Source organism: Pedobacter sp. UC225_65, from assembly GCF_042698365.1.
Lineage (GTDB): Bacteria > Bacteroidota > Bacteroidia > Sphingobacteriales > Sphingobacteriaceae > Pedobacter.
Map to the genome: position 1 here is coordinate 858532 of NZ_CP170550.1, position 21943 is coordinate 880474.

Genomic DNA, 21943 nt, shown 5'->3' on the forward strand with positions numbered 1-21943 from the left:
TCTAAATTATAGTTTTATAAATTGTTGATATACTGATTGTAAATAAGATTGACCAAGTTTTAAGTTGTTGTTTGTCTGTTGTTTATCTGTTGGGTTGCTATTGTACAAAATGCTTTTGCCAACATTATCAAATGTAACAGAATGTTGATCATTAACAAAACCTAAACCATTGTCCCAACTAAAAAAAGCAAAGTGCTGCACGTAAGGGTTGAGCAGATTTTTGCTCCATAAGAAGTCATTGGCGGGAATATTTAATTGGGCCAATAAAGTGGAGGCAATGTCTTGTTGGCTGCCTGTATGGTTTAATTTTTTTCCTTTAAACTCATCTTTGATCACATCTCCATAAAACAATAGGGGAATATGGTAACGCTGGGGCTCAAAAACTTCACTGTTGTTTTTAGGTAGGATATGCCCATGATCTGCCACAAAGATGAATAAGGTGTTCTTATACCAATCTTGTTTTTTTGCAGCATTAAGATAAGCATTGATACAAGAATCAGTGTAATAAGCAGTGCTCTTAAATTTTTCCGTATTGTTGGCCGTACCAAATTTTGACCTTACAGGTAACTCAAATGGTTCGTGATTGGTTAAGGATAGGATGGTAGAAAAGAAAGGCTGTTGGGTTTGATTGAGCCATTCGAGTTGTTTGTTAAAGACCAGCGCATCATAGGCACCCCATTTAGAATTCATGTCTTTTTTATCAAAGCTATTTTTGTCTACCAGTTTTTGATAACCATGACTTAAGATAAATGCCTTGTAGTTGTCGAACTCAGATTCTCCACCATAGAAAAAAGAAGTCTGGTAGCCATTTTGCAATAATTTCTGACTGATGGCTGGTATCTTTTGCATCTTTTCTGGCCATTTTACAATACTTCCAGTTCCGAGTGTCGGAAATCCTGTTAAGGTACCAATCAGACCTTTATCGGTACGGTTACCTGCCGAATAGATCTTACTGAAAAGTAGGCCATCGTTGATCAAGCTGTCAAATTTTGGAGTAATCCCATCTTCATTGCCCAATGTTTTGGTCAAGTCTGCTGTAAAGCTCTCCAAGATAAAAATGACCACGTTTGGTCTTTTTGTATTTAAAATAGAAATGGTGGTGTCTTTTTGAACTTTGTATAATTTAGCTACTTCTTGATCAGCAATAGTATTTTCAAAATAGAGATAAGGATTATGGTTTGTTTTTCTAGAAGCCAAAATGCTCGACATCAAATTCCACTCTGTGTTTAGCGAAGCATGGTTTAACAATTGATGTTTAGAGAAATAAGCCATGCTCTGACTGTTTGGCGCTACATCAACACCACCTCGGATCAATAAAAAGTTAAAACCAAATAAGAGTATTGAAATGGCAATTTTTAACCAGATAGGTGATTTAACAAAAGTGATTTTCTTCTTAACAATCAAGAAATTAAGATAAAGACCAATTGCTATCAATATGGCTAATGTAAATAAACTCAGAAAAATAGGAGAGGAAGCACTTGAAGCCAAGGCCTCATTGGGGGTGTCAATTGCAAAAGAAAGGGCTTTGGCATTTAACTTACTTCCCCATTCTCGATAAATATTGAAATTAACTACAGACAATATACTGAAGATGATGATCAATACTTTGTTATAGATAGATACCCAGATAAAATCAACCGAATCCCTTTTAGTGAAATACCAGAAAATAAACAATAATAAAGGAAAAACGGCAAGATATGCCATCATGGAAAGGTCTAGTCTTAAAGCATGATAAAAAGTAGATAGTTTTTCTGCGAAAGGAATGCCTCTTAATTTTTGATGGAAGATGAATAAGAAAGCAAAACGATCAATGGCGAAGAACAATAGCCAGAACAGAAAAAAACGGACAAAAAAAATCAGGCTTTTAATCATTGGCGCAATTTAATAAAAATGCCAAAATAAAAGCCTGATTTAAAATAAGGTTAATTAGTAGGGCTTATTCGCCACCACCTTGCATAGCCATAATTTCTTCCATTGTTTTTACCTCATATCCTTTAGGTACATCTAGGTTAAAAGGACCTGTTTTTTCTTCAGTTACACCTTTTAAGGTCAAGATGGTTTTTACACCATTCTGAAAAGTTGTATATTTTACTAAAGAACCTTTTACATCTTTAAAATCTTCACCAGAAAAACCAGTTGGTAATTCGATGTCTTTTGTAGCCCAAAGTTCGTAAGTATTACCTTTGTCGTCTTTATAAGTGTATTTTTCAGTATTGTAGGTACCAATTGTCTGTTTTTCACCAGTTGCTTTAAAATCGCTGAATTTTGGGGCAGCTGCTCTTGCTTTTTCATACTCAGCTTTTCCTTGTTTAACAGCAAATTGCATTTGTGCTACAGGAACATCAATCAATACCAATCCGGTGTTGGTTGCAAAATCAGATAGGATAGTGATCGTTGCAGGTCCTTGTTCTATTTCGATTTTTGATATATTTCCACTGAATTTTACTTTGCTTTCTTGTGGTAAGTTAGCTGCCATAGGCTCTTGTTCTGGCGTTAGGGCATATTCCATTTTATAGGCTGCAGTACCTTCAGTAATTTTTTTCTGGGCGTGCGCAACAATGGCTGTGCTAATTAAAATTGCGGCTAAAACGCCTGTTTTCAAAGATTTAAACATAATATTAGTTTTAGAATTTAATTTACCAATTAATTTTTTCCTTATTTAAAAAAGAAGCTACTCCTTTTTTAAAATCCTCACTTTCCCTAACCTTTGCATTGATCTGTATGGCCATTTCTAAGCTTTGATCTAACCATGGATTTGTGGTCTGGTTGATCAATTGTTTAGTAACCATTAACGCATTTGTGGAACTGTTGTTACACAAATCTACTGCAAAATCATTTACCTTTTGATTAATATCTTCTTTTTTTGTTACATAAGAAATCAAATTATAGGCCAAAGCTTGTTCTGCAGAAAACAGTTCTCCAGTTAACAAAATCTTCTTTGCTATTGTTTCGCTTGTTTTACGCATCAAAAAGCAGGAAACTATAGCAGGTACAAATCCTAAACGAACTTCGGTATAGCCAAAATTGGCTTCAGGAACTGCAAAGATGAAGTCACAAACCGTAGCCAAGCCACATCCACCTGCAATGGCATGACCTTCAACCTGGGCAATTACCACTTTTGGAAGGTAACAGATGGTTGTGAAAAGCTCTTTTAGGTTATTCGAATCTGCAAGATTTTCTTCATACGTGTTTTGTTGGAGTTGTTGTAGGTAGGCCAAATCTGCACCTGCACTAAATGTATTTCCGTTGGCTTTCAATACGATTACCTTAACTTCATCGTCTGCTGCAGCCTTGCGCAAATTGGTAGTTAGGGATGAAACCAATTCCGGATTTAAAGCATTGCGTTTGTCTACACGGTTCAATGTAATGTTGGAAATTCTATTTTCAACACGATATAAAACTAGTTCTTCGGCCATATTCTCCATTATTTAAGGTGCACCAAATATGAATTATTTTTCTTTAAAATATGATAGGAGACTTTAATTTTATTTGCCTCCATTTGATATTTCTCCAAATTATAATCCTTGTTGCTCGCATCTATTACAAGGGTATTGAACAAAACTTCTTGACGCAAATCGTTTAATGCTTTTCTGGGGTTTTGATGTAGCCAAACCGTTTCGTATTGCGGAAGGTTCTCAATAGACCTGTAGTTTAACTTTTGGTCTACCAATAAAATCCGATAACCATAAAATGACAGCTGATGCTCTTTTTTTGTAAATGCATTGATGGTCGTATCCTGTTCCCATTTTACAAAATGGATCTTGGCAACCTGCATCTGGTCTAAAGCAGGTTTGACAAAGAAATTGAAACTTTTGTCATTCTGCGTCAAATCAGTAATTAAAATTGTCTCATTGGCATTGATAAAAGCTGTTGCATAATTTTTACGAAGACTGAAAAACAGAATTTTTCTTTGACCTAATGCAGAAACCTTATGATAGGCTGCGTACGATTGAAAAATCAACAGGCTGAACAAAGATAGGATGAATAGTTTTTTTTGTCTTTTAGCCAAAGCAATACTAAAAATTATTAAAATAAAGCTTAACAAAATCAATTGCCACTGATCAATCCAAATTGAAGTAATCCCCGAAAAAGGGAGGCCTGCAATCCATTTTAGTCCATTATTGGTAAATGTGATGATCCATTCAAATATTGGTGCCAAAAAATAGAATTTTAAGATCAGGATAACAATGCCTAGATACATCATTGCGGTTAAAGGCAGTAAGATAAATAGGTTGCTAAAGATAAAGTACAAGGGAAATTGATGAAAGTAATAGATACTTAAAGGATAGGTTGCTATTTGGGCTGCCAAACTTAAAGCTACGGTTGCCCATAATTTATCCAACCATTTATTTTTGAAGTAAAACCATTTGTAGATTTTAGGTTGGAGATAGAATCAGTCCTATGACAGCTAAAAAGGAAAGTTGAAAACCAACATCCCAGATTAGAAATGGATCATAAAAAAGTAGACAAAAGGCCGTAAAAGCCAAAATGTTGTAGTTATTGCTACTTCTGTTAAATGTTTTTGCCAAAATGTAAACAGTTAACATGATCGTCGATCTTAAAACTGAAGGAGAGAAGCCGGTTAAAAGCGAATAATACCAGATTAACGAACAGATCAATAAAAGTTTGGTAATCCGTAAGCTCTTTTTTCTGTTTAAAAAGAACAAAGTCCAATTTAAGAAAATGTAAATGATGCCAACATGCATCCCTGATACAGAAAGCGCATGGATGGTTCCTGTTTTACTATAAGCGGCCAAGGTTTCTTTGTTCAAGTCTGCCCGGTAACCTAGGATCAGCGTTGATGCTACTGCAAATGCCTCGTCATCATGTATCAATTTTCTGTAAATGGCCACTTGTTGTTGCCTTACTTCAATTGCATATTTAATCAGTTGGTTGCCATTGGTGCGGTTTAATTTGACAATGTTATCTTGATTGATAAATCCCTGCTGATAGATGTTTTTAGTAGCCAACCAAGCCTTAAAATCAAATTCGGCTGGATTGTATGGAGGTTCTACAGGTAGGTTTTTAGCAGCTATTATCAGTTCATCTCCATAATTAAGCTGAATAGGATGGAGTGTGTCAAGTTTTACAGAGATTAAAATTTTACCACTTGCAGTTTCGATCTGTTTGGCTTTAAAAATATGGGTCACTGTAACTTCAAACCTTAGGATACCATTAGTGAGTTGGGGTTCGCTGTTTACATACGCCTTGAAATATTCGGCAGAACTATTTGCATAATAATCGGCCTTTAAAGATTGTTTATGAAAAAGGCAGATCAATCCTCCAAAGAAGAAAGAAAAGAGATAGACGAACAAACCGATCTTTTCTTTAAAACGATAAGCCTTTAATTTTTTGTATAAAACATTGATTATAATTAGAATAGCAAATAAGAAAAGACTGATGATGAACAGCGGAAAAAGAAATTGTCTATTTTCAATGGGATAAGCACAACAGATTCCTATAACAAAGGGGAGCAATATCCTAACAAAAATAATTTCTGAGCTAAAGGTCAAAATTGAAAACGCAATTGAAGTTTGACATCTGTTTTTTGATTGCCATCTATTTCATCCAGACCAGAACCGATCTTTTCTACATCACGGTAGCTAAACAAAGCGTATCTAAGCCAAATGTCCAGGTTTTTAGCGAGTTTGTATTTCAGGTTTGCATAAGTTCTAAAGCCCTTTCCGCTGTACATGCCAAAGCTGAAATTGTACAAAACATCATCTTCATAAGCATAGATCCTGCTATTGTATGAGGGGGTATTGAAATAAGCGAGTCTGATGTTTCCCGAAAACTTAGCTAACATCGGTGTGTAATTTATGTCTTGGTAAATCAGGTATCCAAACTCAGCTTTAGCTACTCCCTTTTTAAACTGGGTCACCTCCAATCTATTCTGAAAACCAAAAGTCCTGTTTAATCTCCAGTTTAGATCAGCCCTGTACGATTCCCTCTTTACCTGGTCCAGATAATTGATAGGTACTTCAAGATCAGTATTTTGCTGTTTCAATTCAGATTTGTACCTTAAAAGTGCCTTGAAGGTTTTTGTGGGTGTATAGATTGCCTGCGCCAAGATTTCGTAACCTTCAGATGGTGCATCAATCCTGAATTTTAACCATGGAAAAACGAAATAATCAGCATAAAGTGATAAATTCAATGCCTTAATTGGGGCAAAGTTTAAACCTGCATAAAATCCTTTCTCATTGATCGCTTTACCGCTCTCAGCTGGGGCTTGACTAAAAAAGTTATAATATTCTTTGCTGTAATTCCTATATAAAACTGCTGCCGAAACTTTAGCAGATAAACTGATCAAAGCACCATTTAAATAAGCCCATCCAGCATTCACAGCACTGCTACCTTCACCAAACAGATAGATGTTTTTAAAACTATAGCCATAATGGATGCCCCAATTACTTAATCGATTGCCTGTAAAGTTATAATTCCGATAAGACTGGTCGCCTGTAATAAAAGGGTAGTTAAACGTAGTGTGATGGGCTATTGCACCAATGTTTAGATTGTTCTTTTGGTATTGCACAACGCCACCAAATACCTTTTGAGTAATGTTGTTTTTGCGTTCTATTTCTGTTGCTGTACGGTGAAAACCAGTTTCATTTAAACTACTTAAAACTGATTCTCCATGTTCATTTAAGCTCAAGCTTGCATCAAGTTTCCTAAAAGAAACAAAGGGGGTGAAATCTATCGTTTTAGAAATAGAAATGGTCGTAGCAAATCCCCTAAAGAAAGCATATTCATTGCTAGAGGTATATGCCCTTAAACCTACATCTCTTCTAACGATACTTGCTACATCGGGTGCCTTTCCGAATGAAAAACCAGACCATAAAGTTAAACCTTGTCCAAATTGTAGACCATAATCGCCCAATATGATCTTTTTAAACCTACCCGTATGATAAATGGCAACATGTGCAGATTGATAATCGGCAGGGATTGGTATTGAACTACCTTTTAATCGTTCCCCTGCATCCTTTTCTAAAATTAAGGAAGCAGAAACCCTATTTACATAATTGTATTTATAGCGCAATAAAAGTCTTTCTGGAGAACCTAGGTACCTGCTGCCTGCTAGGTCGGTAAAGCCCTTTGTTTTTTCCAATATCCTTCCAAATCTTAGAACCAGGTCGTTGTCGCCTAATTGATAAAGATTAGCTAAGGTTATTTTATCAACCAGATCAGAAGGATTGATTGTTACAAAGGGTAATATTCTTTGTATGGTCTGCATATCGAAACCTGCTATACTTTGCAACTCCAATACATCTATTAACTTACCGTTAATTTTGAGGTGTGTAAATAGGTTGTTGATCTGTAAAGGAGAAAGAAAGAATAAATTGTTGAGTTCTTCTGCTGTAGTTTGATTAAGATTGATGGGGTGTTTCTTATAAAATGTTAGTCTGTCCTGTAGTTCGGAAAGGTCAAAATCATCAGGTAAATCTTCAGCAATACTTTCGATCAGGTCTTTTATAAAAGTATCTTCCTGGGTTTGCGCAATGGCGACAAAAGAGAAGGTTAACATTAAAATGGTAAATTTAAAACGCATAGGCCAAAGAAATTTGTGATGAATAACCTAAATAAGGATCATTTTCAACCGCGCCATCAATGGTGAACCTTTTAAAGTTGAAACCTACACCCGCATATTGTTTAAAAGGTTTCATGCTTAAACCTCCTCTTAAACTGAGTGACGATATGATTTGGTAATCAATGCCAATTGCAACATCAACTGCACTATTTATACTTTTTCGAATTGTTGTTGCAACTGATATTTTATTCGCTGCTTGGTAGGTCGCACCAATATGTAGGGCAATTGGAATGGCAATGGAAATGGTCGAATTATTGTACCGCTGTTTGGAAGGGTTGTTCAAGTATAGGCCCAGAACAATTTCTTGGTTGAGTTTGTACATGGCGCCAACATCCACCGAAAAACCTGTGGTTTGACCGTAATTACTGATTTTTAATTGATGATAATTGACTTTAATGCCTATTGAAAGTTCATCTCCAAATTTTTTGGCTAACGCAAAACCAGTTTTGATCTCATTGTATTCGGTAATTCCATAACGTTGAAAATCAAGTCCTAAATAGGTGTTTTTAATCGGAAATACGAATGCAATAGCCTGTCTGCTTAACTGCTTGTCGAAGAAATGATTAGCATAGCTTAAGGCCAATGTAGGCCATTCGATAGAAGTAATCCCTGAAGTATTCGATGCTATGCTCCAAATGTCCTTTACTGAGGATCCATTATTGCCCATGGCCATTATTTTTGGCCCAAGCATGTTTTGTGCACGCACAAAACCGATGCTACAAAAGAGCACCAATTGAAAGCTGATAAATTTATTCATAGATATAGGTAAACCTAATTTATCAAAATATTATTTAGAAATAATAAATTATTAAGAATAAAATTCTAAATAATTTAAAAATTTAAAATAAAAATTCGTTTGCGTTAAGATTGTTAATTATAAGATGAATAAGATTTATTTATCAGTTTTCATTTATTTATCAATAATTAATTTCCGCTTTTATCTAAGAATAGAAGTGAATGATGGGGTTAAATCAATACCCAGCTTTAGGATTTTACATCAGGAGGGGATATGTAAATAAGTCAATAAAACAGCTTTATCTTTTAAAATCTCTAATTAAAATGTTAATTTAGCCTTTGAAACGGCTTGATAGTCGATGAATTTAAATCACATAAATGCTAATTCTTATGAAAACGTTATTGAATACACAAACTAAATTTTTAACGCTGATGTTGATTGCGTTAATCGGTTTATCTTCTTGCAAAAAACTTGAACAAGAAGAACCTGTTCAGGGTGATGCCAAAATCAGAGTGGTCAATACCATTGTTGGTTCAACTCCACAAGATATCTATCAAAATGACACTAAAATATCTACAAGTGCCATAGCTTACGGGCAAAATACAGCATATTTGACTATTAAAGGTGGGGTAAGTAGCACAATTTCACTTAAAAATGAAGGTACACAGGTTGTAAGCGCCTCTACCATTGCTTCGCCATATGCAGATGTATCTTATACTTTATTTTATTACAGCAATGCCAATGGTTCTGGTGCTTTTGCAGGCTTTGCAGACGAAAATTCTGTAGTTCCAGCTGGCAAGGCTAGAGTTAGGTTCATGAACCTTGGTGCCGTATTGATCAACAATGTAAATATTTCTGTTGTAGGTGGTGGATCCTTAACCAATGGCTTAGCTTATGGTTATCTTTCGGCCTACAATAACATTGATGCCAATACCAGCTTAAATGTAAGTGTAATTGGTACTACAGATGCAACTGTAATACCAGGTGCCCAGTTCGAAGCAGGTAAGATTTATACCGTATGGTTTGATGCCGCTAATACAACTACAGTGAATTACCATGTTGTAGCGCAAAACTAATACCTAAACCTAATTTAAGAAGAGCATTACCATTGGTGATGCTTTTTTTATGCATAAAACCTATTCATTTTGCTATTTTTACAACATTAAACTTAATATGGCTACAGCTATTGACCAATTGCAATTAAGAACAGTTAATGTTACCCGTTATGTTACGCCATTACGTGAAGGAGGTTCGATGCCTGCCATAGCGGAAGCGGATGATGGTTTCTTGTACGTGCTGAAATTTAGAGGCGCAGGACAAGGCCACAAGGCGCTGATTGCCGAAATAATTGGTGGAGAATTGTCAAGAGCCCTTGGCTTGAAGGTTCCTGAATTGGTTTTTGCCCAATTGGATGAAGCTTTTGGTAGGACAGAACCAGATGAGGAGATCCAAGACCTACTCAAGGCAAGTGTAGGCCTAAATTTGGCATTACATTATTTATCAGGAGCCATTACCTACGATCCCACCGTAACTAAAATAGATGCACTTCTGGCCTCAAAAATCGTTTGGTTAGATTGTTTGTTGACCAATATGGACCGTACCGCACGTAATACCAATATGTTGTTATGGCATAAAGAGTTATGGCTGATCGATCATGGGGCTTCGCTTTACTTTCACCATTCGTGGCAAAATTGGGAAGAACAAGCTAAACGCCCCTTTACCTTAGTTAAAGATCATGTGTTGTTGCCTCAGGCAAGCGAACTTGATGTCGTTGATGATGCATTTAAAGCTATATTGACCCCACAACTGATTGATTCAGTACTTGCATTGATACCAGACGAATGGTTAAATGAAGATACTTTTGAAACGAGTGCAGCACAAAGGGCAGCCTATGCCACATTTTTAAATACCAGGATCAGCAATTCTACTGTTTTTGTAAAAGAAGCTCAGCATGCAAGAGAGACACTTATTTGAGTATGCGGTAATTCGAGTGATGCCTAGGGTAGAACGAGAAGAATTTATCAATGTAGGTGTAATTCTCTATTGCGCCAAACAAAAATATTTGAATGTTGCTTTTGAGCTGAAAGAAGAACGATTAAAGGCTTTCAATTGTGAATTAGAACCAAGTGTTATCACGGCTAACCTAATGGCAATTGCAAAAATTTGCAAGGGTGGAAAAGAAGCAGGGCCGATTGGTCAATTAGACATGGCCTCGCGCTTTAGATGGCTTACTGCAACCAGAAGCACCGTAGTACAGGCGTCAAAAGTGCATCCCGGTTTTTGTATAGATGCCGAAGAGACCTTGCAAAAACTACAACAAGAGCTGGTCCTTTAAGTATTTATTTAAAAGTATGCAACATCTATAGTTCTTCTGTCGTCATTATAAAAAGTGAGAATTGGTTTTTAATTGAATTGGGCGACCACATTTAAAGCCGAATAGTATATTTGTGGCAACTACGAATGACAGCATTAAAAACCCTAACAGACCATCAGCTAATAGAACGGCTTAAACAAGACGATCGTTTGGCATTTACCGAGATCTATCATCGCTATGCCAAAGGTTTAACTGGATTTGCTGTTTCAAATTATAAATTATTTGACCTAACGGATGCAAGTGATGTTTTACACGACCTGTTTGCTTGGTTATGGGCAGAACGTAGACATTTAGAGATTACCGGCAGCCTTAAAAACTATCTTTTTACCGCAATCCGCAATCGGATCATTGACCATATCCGAAAAAATAGCAATAAACTACGTTATGCGGCCTTTTTACAAGCTTTAGAAGAAAGTTATGCGCATAGTGCACTTCAACATTTGGAAGCCAAGGATCTAAAACAGCATCTGGTAAACTCCTTAACCAAACTATCACCTAGGGTACAAGAAATCTATAACCTGAGCAGAACCGAACATTTAAGTGTAAAGGAGATTGCAGAAAGATTAAATATATCAGAACAAACCGTTAAAAATCAGTTAACTACAGCCCTTAACTATCTGAAAAAATCGCTACCATTACTCACCTTCCTTTTCATGCGCTTTTAGGCTTTCAAAAATATTTTAATTTTTTTTCATTTATTTATAGTACCTAACAGGATTTGATACGCTTATGTAAAAAAGGCACAAATGAGTGGTATAGATATAAATAAATTATTAGATAGCTATTTAAAAGGCACTGCCTCTGCTTGGGAACGAGAATTGGTCGAAAACTGGCTATTGACTCCTCACGAAGAACCGTCTGCTTGGGAACAAATGGACGAAAATAGCCAAAAACAGTGGTTAAAATCTGTATTTGACAAGGTAGAAGCCACTATTGAAGAAAAGAAAGTGGTTAAACTCCCATCGGCTACAAAATGGTGGAAAAGTATGGTGGCTGTTGCAGCAGTAATTACTGCTTTTTTGATCTTATTTAATGTTTGGCCTTATCTGGAGCAGGAATTTTCTTCTCCAAAACTTGTGGCCTTAAAAATGCCCAAAGACAGCAAACAACAAATTACCTTAAGTGATGGAAGTAGAGTTTGGATCAATTCTGGAGCTGAATTGAAGTATGCTGAACAATTTACAGGTAACACCAGAGAGGTATATTTAACTGGAGAAGCTTATTTTGATATCAAACATGATCCTGGGCATCCTTTTATTGTACATACAGGTAAGCTAACCACCACTGTATTGGGTACAGCCTTTAACATTAAAACTGATGCAGCAAGCAACCACATTAGGGTAACAGTAACCAGAGGAAAGGTAAGGGTTAGTAATGGCAAGTTGACTTTAGGCTTGCTTGTACCAGACCAACAGATTGTTTATAATGCCACAGACCAAACTTATAAGCAATTTAAAGTTGATGCGGTTAAACTGATCAACTGGTTGCCCAATGACCTATTTTTTGATGATGCAACTTTCGGTGAAGTGGCCAAGATCCTGGAAGAACGATTTAATGTGAAGATTGAATTTGCCAATGAACAGATTAAAAACTGCCGTTTTTCGGGTACGGCAATGAAAAATAGAGAAATAGAAGAGATACTTGATGTGATCTGCAAGTTCAACAATTCAAATTATAAAAGAGAGCGGAATACAATTACAATTTTTGGCAATGGCTGTAATTAGTCATTTAAACGATACCATGGAACGCAAATAAACGATATATAGCTAATGGATTACTGCTAGGCAGTACAATTCAAAAACTGTGAACCGACGGCAATCGATCCACAGTATTCTTGGAAGACCAAGAGTGTTTTAAATCATTTGGAAATCAATAAAACTTTTAAAATTATGAAAATTTCTGCAAAACAGCAGGACAGTAGGGAATTATATGCACCAAATTATAATTCATTTACCCCTTTTATATGGCAACTCATGCGAATTAGCTTATTATCTATATTTATTTTACTGATCAGTTTTCAACTGTTGTTAGCTGTAACTGCTAAAAGTCAGATCATAGGCACAACCCAAGTTACCATAGGCCTACACAAAGAACCATTTACCGTTGCCATCAAAGAAATCGAAAAACAGACCAAATTCCGTTTTTATTATAGAAAGGCTGATCTAGAAGAGCTGAAACAATTAAATCTGTCGCCAGCAAACCGATCTATTTCACAAACTTTATACGAACTTTTGAAAAATACACCATTTACCTACAGGCAAGTAGACCTTAACATTTTAATTGAACGAAAAAAGGAGGGCCCCAGGCAAGAACGTAAAATCTCAGGGAAGATCTACATCGAAAATACGCAGACCCCAGTGGCCTATGCCGTAGTAGAATTGCTAAAAAGTAGCGATTCTACACTTTTGGCACATAGTTATACCGATAGTACAGGTGTATATCAGATATTGGCCAATTCTAATGCGAGTTTGCTGTTAAGAGTTTCTGGATTAGGCTATCAAGCTTTTACCACAAAGATTGAGCAGGGAGAAGAATCTGTTGTGGTACCTAACATCTATCTAAAGGTGGCCATCAACCAGTTGAAGGAAATTTCGGTTTCTGCAAATAGACCGTTGATCCAGCGGAAACCAGATCGTTTTGTGGTAAATGTGGCCAACAGTAGCCTAAGCATGAACAACAATGTTTGGGAGGTATTGAAACAGGTACCCTTGGTCAATGCAGACGATAACGGATCTTTATCCATTATCTCGAAACAAGGCGCTATCGTTTACATCAATGGCCGTAAATCCAATCTGTCTGGTCAATCCTTATACAACTACCTTAAAAGCCTACCTAGTACTACTTTGAGTAATGTAGAAATCATTACCACACCAGGGAGTGAATTTGATGCCTCAGGCAATGCCGGCATCTTGAATATCGTATTTAAGAAACAAGAAAGTGATGGTTATCAAGGTTCATTGGCCATTAACAACAGACAAGGGAATTATAACTCGCAACAAGTGAGCGGAGCTTTTAATTATCGAAAAGGAAATTTTGGAGTTAATGTTGCTCCATTTTTAAGTAGAGATAGAAAATTGGTTACTGAACGACACGACATTGATTTTAGAGGTGCCAGTACCAGCAACTTATTGAACTTATCTAAACTAGAAAGACATGAGTTCCGAAATTTTTATGGTGGCAATTTAGGAATGGAATATAGTTTTAGTCCGAACCATTTGATCTCTGCTAATGTAAATTACACTCCAAATGACCAAAGCCAGAAATGGGTCAACTACAGTTCTTTCTTAAAAAAGTCTACACAACAGGTTGATTCGAGTTTTGTCTTTACCAACAATAGCACAATAAAAGGACATTCTTTAGATGTTGGACTTAATTATCAGCTCAATTTAGATAGCTTGGGTCAACATGTCATCGCTAGTGCAGATTATTTTGAATATGTTAACAATACCAACCAGGTTACCTTCGCTACGTTAGACGGAACAAACGGGGTTAGGCGCAATGAAATCTCTATTTTACCACAAAAGGTTAAAAACTATACTTTTGCCTTAGATTACCAACGGCCTATAGGGAAAACAGCCAAGTTTAAATTAGGGGCAAGGTCATTTAATACAGCTACCAGTAATGACCTATATGTTGCCGTGGCAGATGCAAACGGAACTTATATCAAAGATGAATTAAGAACCACCAACTATCAATACGAAGAACATATCAATGCCTTATATTCGAGTATCGATTTTGGATTGGGCAAACTATGGAGCGTATCGGCTGGTCTCAGATTAGAACAGTCTAACACCAAAGGGAAAGAGCTGATTACCCAAACCGTAGCAGTTGATAAAGACTATTTTAACATATTTCCTTCCTTGTCGATCAACTTTACCCCAAATACTACACATGCTTTCTCATACAGTCTATCTAAAAGGATCAACAGACCTGATTTTTGGCAGCTGAACAACCTGAAGACTATAATAACCCTACCCAATATGTAGAAGGAAATCCATTTTTACAGTCTTCTTATATCTTGAAGAATGAGTTTAGTTATACTTTTAAAAACCGTTACATCGCTTTGTTAAGCTATACCCGTTTAACTGATAATTTCTCACAGTTTTTATTGGCCAACAATAACGATAACATTACCAGGATCGTTTGGTTAAATTATGGGACAGGAAATGGGATAGACCTAGCATTGATTGCTAATTTCTCTATTGGCAAATTGATCCAAGCTTCTTTAACTGGTACAGGTAGCTACAATAGCTACAAAGGTAAAGCCGATGAAGAGATTGTTGACAATAGCGGATTCTCTGGCAACCTTAAAATGAACAATACCATTAATATTGATAAGAAAAAAGGTATTTCTGCCTTTTTGAACCTTAATTATACAACGCCAGTGGTGTATGATATTGGAGAAGGAAGTAAAGGCCTGGCCCGAGGAAGTGTAAACGTTGGTTTTAGAAAAACAATCAACCAGTTTGTATTTACCCTTTCTGGTAACGATTTACTCAAAACTTCAGCCATGCGATCGATCATTAATTCTAGATACGCAGTAACAACCAATAACAACTACTGGGATACCCGAACAATACAATTAAACATCAGGTATAACTTCGGTAACAATAAACTCAAAAAGAACAAACCACAGGAAAACGTTGCCCAAGATGTAATTGATCGTACGAGAGGATAAAATAAACCTAAAACAGGAGGTTATTCATTTGATCTCCTGTTTTAATTGATCAGATAGTTTTGTAGCAAATAGTTTTTAGCTTCATTAAAATCAACAAATAACTGATCTGCAATTGATAGCTTTGCATGATCAGCTGTGTTTTGCTGAATGGCGATACAGGTTAAACCAGCAGCTTTTGCAGATTTGATTCCATTGATCGTATCTTCAAAAACAAGGCATTCTTCTTTTTTCAGTCCAAGTTGTTCAACACAGCTGTTGTAACTTTCAGGGTCAGGTTTGCTTTTGCTTACCTCACTTCTGGTAATGATCAGTTTAAAATAGCGGCTCAGGCCATTGCGTTCAAAAATAGCCTCTACGTCTTTTCTAGGGCTGGAAGTAACCAGTGCCAGTGTAAGGTCTTTTGATTGGAAAAAATCAAGCACTTCGGTAACATAAGGCATCAAATTCACATCCTTGGTCTTTAAGCGTTCTAAGGTCAAAAGTTCTCTTCTTGTGATGATTTCGTCTAAGGGTGTTTTAATACCATACTTTTCGACCAAGTTTTTTGCATTAGCAGGCAAAGGTATACCAGCATAATTTTTTAACCAATCTTCGTAGGTCAACATTACGCCAGATTCTGCTAAGATCTCGTTCCAGCATTCAAAGTGGAAAAATTCAGAATCAATCAAGGTTCCGTCCAGGTCAAACAATAAGGCTTTGAGTTTCTGCATAAATAAGTTTCGGTTTTTCGGTCGGGTTTGATAAGGTTTGCAAGGTAAAAATAAAGGATAATATTTTTGTGGTCACTACCGTAAAGTAATCCATTGTAGTGGTTTTATTTCAGATATGACTTTGGATAAATATAAACAGCTTGGCAATAAACGATAAGTAATCTATATTTACTGCAAGCCAAATATCTTATGAAGAAAATACTTTCTATTGATGGTGGAGGCATAAGAGGGATTATTCCTGGTATGCTTCTCGTTGCTCTTGAAGAAAAATTGAAATTGGAAAGTAAAAATCCAAATGCAGCTATTGTAGATTATTTCGATTTTTTTGCAGGAACCAGTACCGGAGGTATTTTAACTTGTTTATTGTTATGCCCTTCAGAAGACCACCCAACCCGACCAAAGTTTTCGGCAAAGGCGGCTTTGGATCTGTACCTCGAGCACGGAAATGAAATCTTTAAAATGAGTTTCATGAAACGGTTGAGAGCTAAACTAGGTCTGGCCGGAGAGCGTTACAACAGTCAGATTTTTGAAGGAATCTTAAAAAAATACTTCGGCGAAACTAAACTTAGCCAGTTGATCAAGCCCTGTATCATCAGTGCCTACAATATAGAATTGCGTAAGACCCATTTTTTCAGACAGCAAAATGCCATTACAAGAGGAGATAGCCGCGATTTCTATATCAGGGATGTATGTAGGGCAACATCTGCAGCACCAACCTATTTTAGTGTAGCCGAAATCTATTCTTTGGCCAATGTGAGGTATCCTTTGTTGGATGGGGGTGTATTTGCTACCAATCCTGCATTAAGTGGTTTGATCGAAGTCACCAAAGCCTTTAACCAGACCAAGATCAACGATATCTATTTATATTCTTTAGGTACAGGTAGGTCAAGAAGATCGTATGACTATGATCATTTTAAAAAGAGCAGTGCAATGGCCATTGTGCCAGCTTTGATTGATATCATGATGAGTGGGGTAGCAGAAACCAGCGATTTTTTCTTAGAACAACTTTTTCACTCGGTAGGCAAAGAACAAAATTATATCCGTATTGAGCCAGACAGTTTAGAAAGCATCAAAGAAGGACTGGATGCAGCAAGCCCGAGCAATATCCAAAAACTGGTTGCATTAGGCGATAGGACAGTGAGCGAAAATGATGGGCTATTGACCCGCATCGCCAAACTTTTGGTAGAAGAAGAACGTCGTTCTACCAGCAAAATGCCATGGGATTTTTTAAAGCATAAATACTAGCCAATCTTAAAACAAAAAAAGGAACTGTCCATATGTCGACAGCTCCTTTTCAAATGAACCTTAAATAAGAACTTATTTGCTATTCAATGCTTCAGTTTGAGTTTCGCTCCAACTAGCAAATGATTTTTCTGCCAAATTTTTAGCTTCCACCACACTGATGTTACCTGCAATGGTTAGATAGGTTTTAGCAGGGGTGATATTGCTATTGTAAAATGCTTTTACATCTTTCAAAGTCAATTTTTCCAGTGAAGCTTCGGTAACGTGTGCTGGATAATATTGTTTTTTCCCTTTTACACTTGCAATTACTGTGGCTTTCGCTTTTTCGAAAATCTCCTGATTTAAAGTCGGAACTTGGATTGAGGCAGACAATACCGATAGCGCATCACCAAAATCTGCAGTAGATGCCATTAAATGACCACCATTTTCATTGTAATTGATACCACTGTTACCAGTAGCATGGTTCAACATCGCTGTTAAAACATGTTGTACGCCGGCCTGGTTATCGTTTACGATGTCGTTCGTTAAGCTACTATGTACTTTTGCAACGTTTTTATTTTCGGCTACAATAACGGTTAATCCATTGCTAAGTTTAAAACTTACAGGTTCCTTCAAGGTAGAAGATTGCGCATTCGCAAGCTGAACAGTTACGATGCTGATGACTACAGTAAGGATGTTTTTAATATTCATGATATGAGGTTTTATAAATGATCCTCAAAAGTAGCATGCACCAATGTGCTGTAAAATAGAGAATAGGTAGAAAGGCAAAAACACCCGATGAAAAGGAAGTTTTAAACTTTGTATATTTTTAGCTCTGGCACTTAATTTTTAGTTTTGTAGCATGGATAAGCACACCATAGCGCTGGCGGCATATGACTCCGATTGGGCGCATCAATTCGAAGCGCTAAAAAATGTATATGTACTATACCTAAAGGATAGCATAAAAGGTATTGAACATGTAGGTAGTACCGCTGTGCCGTATCTTGTAGCCAAACCTGTGCTCGATATTGATCTTATTATAGCTAGTGAAGCTAAACTGCAAGAAGTAATTGAAGTTTTAGCTACACTAGGTTACGAATTTAGGGGCAACCAAGGGATAAAAGACAGGTATGCCTTTCGTGCAAATGGAAGCACCACCCCAAATATAGGTACAGATAGAATATGGCCCAAACACCATCTGTATTGCTGCATAGAAAATAGTGCGAGTTTAAATAACCACATTACCTTAAGAGATGCACTTAGAAATGATCCTAAACTTAGAGAAGCATACGGACAGTTGAAAAAAGAATTGGCAAGTCGTACCAACGATATAGATGTATATATAGAGGGGAAAAGTGACTTTATTGCCAATATCCTTTTGCAAAATGGTTTCACAGCAACTGAAGTTGACGATATTTTTAATCAGAATCTAAAGAAAACATAGGTTTTAGTTCGGTTTCAACATCAGGTAACTGGTCAATTTTTTGATGAATCCATTTCTCATCTCAAATACATCACAAAAAACTAAGCTTACCACTGTTCCATCTTTCTTCTTGGCCTGCACAGTACCTTCCGCAATCACTACATTATCTTCTTCTGTCATTCGGCTCACTTTAATAACAGGACTGCCAGTAAAGGCTTCATTTTCGATTTCTTTATCAAATGCAGCCTTACCCTTATGCAGATAAGAACCAGGCAGTTCCCAGATGACATCTTTAGTTAAACATGATAATATTTTAGCATGGTCACTCGCATTGAAACCCTCCATATATTTATTGATGGTCTTTTTATTGATGCTCAAGGCTTTGATAGGTTCAGATCCAACAAAGCCCGAAAAACCAATTGCTAAAATAAGCAATGCACTGATAGAAGGTAATTTATACTTGAATGTTGAAATTGACTTCATCTCCTTAACTATTGGTGATTTGTTAATATATCGTTTAAGCGATCAAACATGCTGAACCAACTTTGGTAAGCACCCGATTTTTTAGCCTCCGCTTCTGCTACAGTTTGGTGCAAAGTAACTTTGGTCTGTTGGCCAATAGGAGTAAAAGTAACTGTCGTGACGATAGCCTGTGGCCAGTTTTCTGTTTTTCCGGCTTCATTTGCAGTTACAACATCGCCCTGCTCATTAGAAAGGATTATCGAAAAAACCAATTTCTCTGGAAATAATACCTCTTGATAAATGCCTTTGATCCAACAATCACCATGTACAGGATCATGGATACAAGAGTGGAATTCGCCACCTTCTTTTACGGTTATCGATTTAAAATCGATGGTACAACCATCTGGTGCGTACCAATTCTTCAAGAGTTCTGGTTTGGTCCATGCATCAAATACAAGTGCAGGCGGTGCATTAAATAGGTGTGTGATCAATAGATCTTTCGTTATTTGTTTTCATGGTCTTTGGTTTTTATTTCTTCTAAATACTGGTCTAATTTTTCAAATCTTCTTGCCCAATGTTTTCTAGATTGTTCTACCCATGTCACTACTTCATCCAATAAGATCTAGTTGTGCCTCGCAAAACCGGTCTCTTCCATTTTGTTTGATCACTATAAGTCCACAATCGGCAAGTATCTTCAAGTGGAGCGAAATGGCCTGCCTGGTCATGTCAAATTTTTCGGCAATGGCGTTTACATTGTACGCTTGCGCAGCAACAAGTCCAATGATCTTCTACGGGTAGGGTCGGCTATGGCCTGGTATACATCTCGTCTGGCTTTCATAATATGCAAGTAAGTGCTTGCAAATATAAATGCAAGTATTTGCTTGCGCAAATAAAATGTAATTTATTTTATTACATTCAAATAGATTAAAGTGTATTGTATTGAAAATTAGGTATTTAATTTTAAGAAAAAGCTGATTTGTTTTAGGTTGACCTTATCTAACAAACCATCGGGCTGTAACCTTTTGTAATTCGTTTAGGTTAGCTGTACCGTCGGTAGCCCAGGCAATTATCCCATCAGGTCGGATCAATAGGGCACTCAAATCAAATTGTTCTTTTGCATGGCCAGTAATATACACTATTTGATCTTCGTATGCACTTATCCAAGTTTTTAATGAAGCATCCTCATTAAAATCAAGCAGTATACCTCGGCCACTGTGCATTAATTCGCCAATGGTTGTACCATCCTCAAACTCAAAATTAGGAACACTTTGGCCTACTAACGGATGGTTGCCACCTAGGTTATACTGAGTGAGAACGCCCCATACCCGTGCTGCCATATAAGTGGCACCATCACGTGTAGCGATCAGATCACGTACAATTGCATTTAGCGCACGGGCATGAGGATCAGGCCTCATCAATACAACTTGCGCCCGCGACCAATCTAAAACCTGTGCGCCAATTGGGTGTCGTTCGGTATGGTAACTGTCTAATAAACTTTCTGGGGCTTTCTTGTTTAAGGTTGCCGCTAGTTTCCAACCTAGGTTCATGGCATCGCCAAGGCCAAGGTTAAGGCCTTGGCCACCCAATGGCGAATGGATATGTGCCGCATCGCCAGCTAAAAATACGCGACCATTACGATAGTTTGTAACCTGTCTTGCCCGGTCGGTCCAGGTAGTAGCCAGATGTAGGGTTTTGATGGTAACATCGGTAGCTGAAACGCGTCGCAGTACTGCTTGGACATGCTCAAGTGAGATTGGTTTTCCTGTCTGATGAAAAGCCCCTCCATCAAAATCCTGTATCATGATGTAACCAGGTTGCGATTGCAGGTACATCCCATGTGGAGTAAGGTTACGTCCAGGACTGAGTTTCTCAGGATCAACAAGGTCTACACGGGTAGTGTAACCCGTAAATTCAGGCTCGGTGCCTGCAAATTCAAAACCACCAGCTTTACGAACCGCGCTACGGCTTCCATCGCAGCCCACCAACCATTTGCCCTGAAAAGATTGGTTGCCAGCCCGAACGGTTACCTCATCTTTGGTTTGCTGAAAGTCTTCAATCGCAAACCCATGGCTAATGTCTACACCCAGTGTTTCGGCACGGCGGGTCAGGATGGTTTCAAGCTCAGCTATTTCTGAGATGAGGCTGGTTTCGGTAGAACTTGGTAGGCGATATTTCCATTGCGAGCTGTCTACATGGCCATCATAAAATGGAATGCCAGCGAAATGCCCAACCTGACGGTTTATTCCTTGACCAGCATTTTGATGTGGACTTTTGATGCGTTTATGGATTTCGAGTTCTTTTAACAGCCCACGGCGGTAAAGCAATTCAATGGTAGGTGCAGAGAGCCCACGGATACCAAAAGGCAGTTGTTTCAAAGGTGAGTGTGGATCTTCCATCTTTTCCAATACCAATACCGAACATTTGGCCAAGGCCAGTTCGCAGGCTAAGCATAATCCTACAGGTCCTGCACCAGCAATGATCACATCGTAAATGGAGGGATTTTGGATAGAGTTTTTATTTTCAAGTGGAGTTTTCATATACAATAATTTGAAATACAAAATTCCCAAATACCACACCGTTAGGCTTGTACAAATGCGACAAAATTCAAATGTATAATGGTTTTAAAAAAGTTAGAATGCAAATTAAAGCGCATGGACTGTAGGAAACCGCTTAAATCATTTTCAATGATCTGGATGTTTTGTTGCTATATTTTTTTAATTAGATTTGATTGAAATTTAAACCGTGATGTAATGA

General features: G+C 37.2%; 20 protein-coding genes and 1 pseudogene. 8 read left to right on the forward strand and 13 right to left on the reverse strand.

Translation table 11 applies throughout. From position 1 onward, the window contains the following. Positions 1 to 6: 6 nt before the first annotated feature. The 7 genes from ACFJIZ_RS04490 to ACFJIZ_RS04520 all read right to left on the reverse strand — a co-directional run bounded on the left by ACFJIZ_RS04490 (position 7) and on the right by ACFJIZ_RS04520 (position 8342). Complete coding sequence (locus ACFJIZ_RS04490) at positions 7 to 1872, reverse strand: LTA synthase family protein (protein WP_379091055.1); 1866 nt, start codon at positions 1870 to 1872, stop codon at positions 7 to 9. Positions 1873 to 1936: 64 nt separating this feature from the next. Next, on the reverse strand, positions 1937 to 2614 hold the full coding sequence (locus ACFJIZ_RS04495; RefSeq protein ID WP_379091057.1) for a hypothetical protein: 678 nt from the start codon (positions 2612 to 2614) through the stop codon (positions 1937 to 1939). A gap of 22 nt (positions 2615 to 2636) precedes the next feature. Next, positions 2637 to 3416, reverse strand: coding sequence for an enoyl-CoA hydratase/isomerase family protein (locus ACFJIZ_RS04500; RefSeq protein WP_379091059.1), 780 nt, complete (start codon positions 3414 to 3416; stop codon positions 2637 to 2639). An 8-nt stretch (positions 3417 to 3424) separates the two neighbouring features. Further along, entirely contained in the window at positions 3425 to 4342 is a 918-nt protein-coding gene (locus ACFJIZ_RS04505) for a ComEC/Rec2 family competence protein (protein WP_379091062.1), read from the reverse strand. A 34-nt stretch (positions 4343 to 4376) separates the two neighbouring features. Beyond that, the gene (locus ACFJIZ_RS04510; protein ID WP_379091064.1) at positions 4377 to 5477 is read right to left on the reverse strand and encodes a ComEC/Rec2 family competence protein; all 1101 of its coding nucleotides are present in this window, start codon (positions 5475 to 5477) and stop codon (positions 4377 to 4379) included. Positions 5478 to 5509: 32 nt separating this feature from the next. Next, entirely contained in the window at positions 5510 to 7546 is a 2037-nt protein-coding gene (locus ACFJIZ_RS04515) for a helix-hairpin-helix domain-containing protein (protein ID WP_379091066.1), read from the reverse strand. Next, positions 7536 to 8342: a hypothetical protein gene (locus ACFJIZ_RS04520; protein ID WP_379091068.1), complete on the reverse strand. Its 807-nt coding sequence runs from the start codon at positions 8340 to 8342 to the stop codon at positions 7536 to 7538. The genes ACFJIZ_RS04515 and ACFJIZ_RS04520 overlap by 11 nt, the downstream gene beginning before the upstream one ends. A 368-nt stretch (positions 8343 to 8710) precedes the next feature. Here ACFJIZ_RS04520 and ACFJIZ_RS04525 point away from each other — a divergent pair, with 368 nt between their 5' ends. The 6 genes and pseudogenes from ACFJIZ_RS04525 to ACFJIZ_RS04550 all read left to right on the forward strand — a co-directional run bounded on the left by ACFJIZ_RS04525 (position 8711) and on the right by ACFJIZ_RS04550 (position 15373). Continuing rightward, positions 8711 to 9397 carry a DUF4397 domain-containing protein gene (locus tag ACFJIZ_RS04525; RefSeq protein WP_379091071.1) on the forward strand — a complete coding sequence of 229 codons (687 nt, stop codon included), beginning with the start codon at positions 8711 to 8713 and terminating at the stop codon, positions 9395 to 9397. Between the two features lie 97 nt (positions 9398 to 9494). Then, on the forward strand, positions 9495 to 10295 hold the full coding sequence (locus tag ACFJIZ_RS04530) for a HipA family kinase (RefSeq protein ID WP_379091074.1): 801 nt from the start codon (positions 9495 to 9497) through the stop codon (positions 10293 to 10295). Continuing rightward, positions 10273 to 10656, forward strand: coding sequence for a DUF3037 domain-containing protein (locus ACFJIZ_RS04535; RefSeq protein ID WP_379091076.1), 384 nt, complete (start codon positions 10273 to 10275; stop codon positions 10654 to 10656). The genes ACFJIZ_RS04530 and ACFJIZ_RS04535 overlap by 23 nt, the downstream gene beginning before the upstream one ends. A 125-nt stretch (positions 10657 to 10781) precedes the next feature. Next, the gene (locus ACFJIZ_RS04540; RefSeq protein WP_379091078.1) at positions 10782 to 11360 is read left to right on the forward strand and encodes an RNA polymerase sigma-70 factor; all 579 of its coding nucleotides are present in this window, start codon (positions 10782 to 10784) and stop codon (positions 11358 to 11360) included. Positions 11361 to 11441: 81 nt separating this feature from the next. Next, the gene (locus tag ACFJIZ_RS04545; RefSeq protein ID WP_379091082.1) at positions 11442 to 12419 is read left to right on the forward strand and encodes a FecR family protein; all 978 of its coding nucleotides are present in this window, start codon (positions 11442 to 11444) and stop codon (positions 12417 to 12419) included. A 249-nt stretch (positions 12420 to 12668) separates the two neighbouring features. Beyond that, positions 12669 to 15373: pseudogene (locus ACFJIZ_RS04550) on the forward strand (TonB-dependent receptor domain-containing protein). A gap of 41 nt (positions 15374 to 15414) precedes the next feature. Here the strand turns inward: ACFJIZ_RS04550 and ACFJIZ_RS04555 are convergent. After that, positions 15415 to 16083 carry an HAD family hydrolase gene (locus tag ACFJIZ_RS04555; protein ID WP_379091084.1) on the reverse strand — a complete coding sequence of 223 codons (669 nt, stop codon included), beginning with the start codon at positions 16081 to 16083 and terminating at the stop codon, positions 15415 to 15417. Between the two features lie 189 nt (positions 16084 to 16272). On the opposite strand from ACFJIZ_RS04555, the gene ACFJIZ_RS04560 reads away from it, so the two are divergent. Beyond that, on the forward strand, positions 16273 to 17328 hold the full coding sequence (locus tag ACFJIZ_RS04560; RefSeq protein ID WP_379091088.1) for a patatin-like phospholipase family protein: 1056 nt from the start codon (positions 16273 to 16275) through the stop codon (positions 17326 to 17328). A gap of 72 nt (positions 17329 to 17400) precedes the next feature. On the opposite strand, the gene ACFJIZ_RS04565 is transcribed toward ACFJIZ_RS04560, so the two are convergent. Then, entirely contained in the window at positions 17401 to 18015 is a 615-nt protein-coding gene (locus ACFJIZ_RS04565) for a M16 family metallopeptidase (RefSeq protein ID WP_379091091.1), read from the reverse strand. Between the two features lie 151 nt (positions 18016 to 18166). Between ACFJIZ_RS04565 and ACFJIZ_RS04570 the strand changes: the two genes are divergently transcribed. Continuing rightward, positions 18167 to 18748, forward strand: coding sequence for a GrpB family protein (locus ACFJIZ_RS04570; protein ID WP_379091094.1), 582 nt, complete (start codon positions 18167 to 18169; stop codon positions 18746 to 18748). 3 nt (positions 18749 to 18751) lie between these two features. Here the strand turns inward: ACFJIZ_RS04570 and ACFJIZ_RS04575 are convergent, their stop codons facing one another. The 4 genes from ACFJIZ_RS04575 to ACFJIZ_RS04590 all read right to left on the reverse strand — a co-directional run bounded on the left by ACFJIZ_RS04575 (position 18752) and on the right by ACFJIZ_RS04590 (position 21726). Then, positions 18752 to 19210, reverse strand: a complete 459-nt coding sequence (locus ACFJIZ_RS04575; RefSeq protein WP_379091097.1) for a nuclear transport factor 2 family protein — start codon at positions 19208 to 19210, stop codon at positions 18752 to 18754. 8 nt (positions 19211 to 19218) lie between these two features. Further along, positions 19219 to 19680, reverse strand: a complete 462-nt coding sequence (locus ACFJIZ_RS04580) for an SRPBCC domain-containing protein (RefSeq protein WP_379091099.1) — start codon at positions 19678 to 19680, stop codon at positions 19219 to 19221. Positions 19681 to 19797: 117 nt separating this feature from the next. Then, the gene (locus tag ACFJIZ_RS04585) at positions 19798 to 19974 is read right to left on the reverse strand and encodes an ArsR/SmtB family transcription factor (protein WP_379093891.1); all 177 of its coding nucleotides are present in this window, start codon (positions 19972 to 19974) and stop codon (positions 19798 to 19800) included. Between the two features lie 207 nt (positions 19975 to 20181). After that, positions 20182 to 21726: an FAD-dependent monooxygenase gene (locus tag ACFJIZ_RS04590; protein ID WP_379091102.1), complete on the reverse strand. Its 1545-nt coding sequence runs from the start codon at positions 21724 to 21726 to the stop codon at positions 20182 to 20184. Between the last annotated feature and the right edge of the window lie 217 nt (positions 21727 to 21943).

What these genes read in the sequence shown, in the direction of transcription:
- ACFJIZ_RS04490 (WP_379091055.1), bottom strand. Translation starts at nt 1,872, where the DNA reads ATGATTAAAAGCCTGATTTTTTTTGTCCGTTTTTTTCTGTTCTGGCTA.
- ACFJIZ_RS04495 (WP_379091057.1), bottom strand. Translation starts at nt 2,614, where the DNA reads ATGTTTAAATCTTTGAAAACAGGCGTTTTAGCCGCAATTTTAATTAGC.
- ACFJIZ_RS04500 (WP_379091059.1), bottom strand. Translation starts at nt 3,416, where the DNA reads ATGGCCGAAGAACTAGTTTTATATCGTGTTGAAAATAGAATTTCCAAC.
- ACFJIZ_RS04515 (WP_379091066.1), bottom strand. Translation starts at nt 7,546, where the DNA reads ATGCGTTTTAAATTTACCATTTTAATGTTAACCTTCTCTTTTGTCGCC.
- ACFJIZ_RS04520 (WP_379091068.1), bottom strand. Translation starts at nt 8,342, where the DNA reads ATGAATAAATTTATCAGCTTTCAATTGGTGCTCTTTTGTAGCATCGGT.
- ACFJIZ_RS04525 (WP_379091071.1), top strand. Translation starts at nt 8,711, where the DNA reads ATGAAAACGTTATTGAATACACAAACTAAATTTTTAACGCTGATGTTG.
- ACFJIZ_RS04530 (WP_379091074.1), top strand. Translation starts at nt 9,495, where the DNA reads ATGGCTACAGCTATTGACCAATTGCAATTAAGAACAGTTAATGTTACC.
- ACFJIZ_RS04535 (WP_379091076.1), top strand. Translation starts at nt 10,273, where the DNA reads ATGCAAGAGAGACACTTATTTGAGTATGCGGTAATTCGAGTGATGCCT.
- ACFJIZ_RS04540 (WP_379091078.1), top strand. Translation starts at nt 10,782, where the DNA reads ATGACAGCATTAAAAACCCTAACAGACCATCAGCTAATAGAACGGCTT.
- ACFJIZ_RS04545 (WP_379091082.1), top strand. Translation starts at nt 11,442, where the DNA reads ATGAGTGGTATAGATATAAATAAATTATTAGATAGCTATTTAAAAGGC.
- ACFJIZ_RS04555 (WP_379091084.1), bottom strand. Translation starts at nt 16,083, where the DNA reads ATGCAGAAACTCAAAGCCTTATTGTTTGACCTGGACGGAACCTTGATT.
- ACFJIZ_RS04560 (WP_379091088.1), top strand. Translation starts at nt 16,273, where the DNA reads ATGAAGAAAATACTTTCTATTGATGGTGGAGGCATAAGAGGGATTATT.
- ACFJIZ_RS04565 (WP_379091091.1), bottom strand. Translation starts at nt 18,015, where the DNA reads ATGAATATTAAAAACATCCTTACTGTAGTCATCAGCATCGTAACTGTT.
- ACFJIZ_RS04570 (WP_379091094.1), top strand. Translation starts at nt 18,167, where the DNA reads ATGGATAAGCACACCATAGCGCTGGCGGCATATGACTCCGATTGGGCG.
- ACFJIZ_RS04575 (WP_379091097.1), bottom strand. Translation starts at nt 19,210, where the DNA reads ATGAAGTCAATTTCAACATTCAAGTATAAATTACCTTCTATCAGTGCA.
- ACFJIZ_RS04590 (WP_379091102.1), bottom strand. Translation starts at nt 21,726, where the DNA reads ATGAAAACTCCACTTGAAAATAAAAACTCTATCCAAAATCCCTCCATT.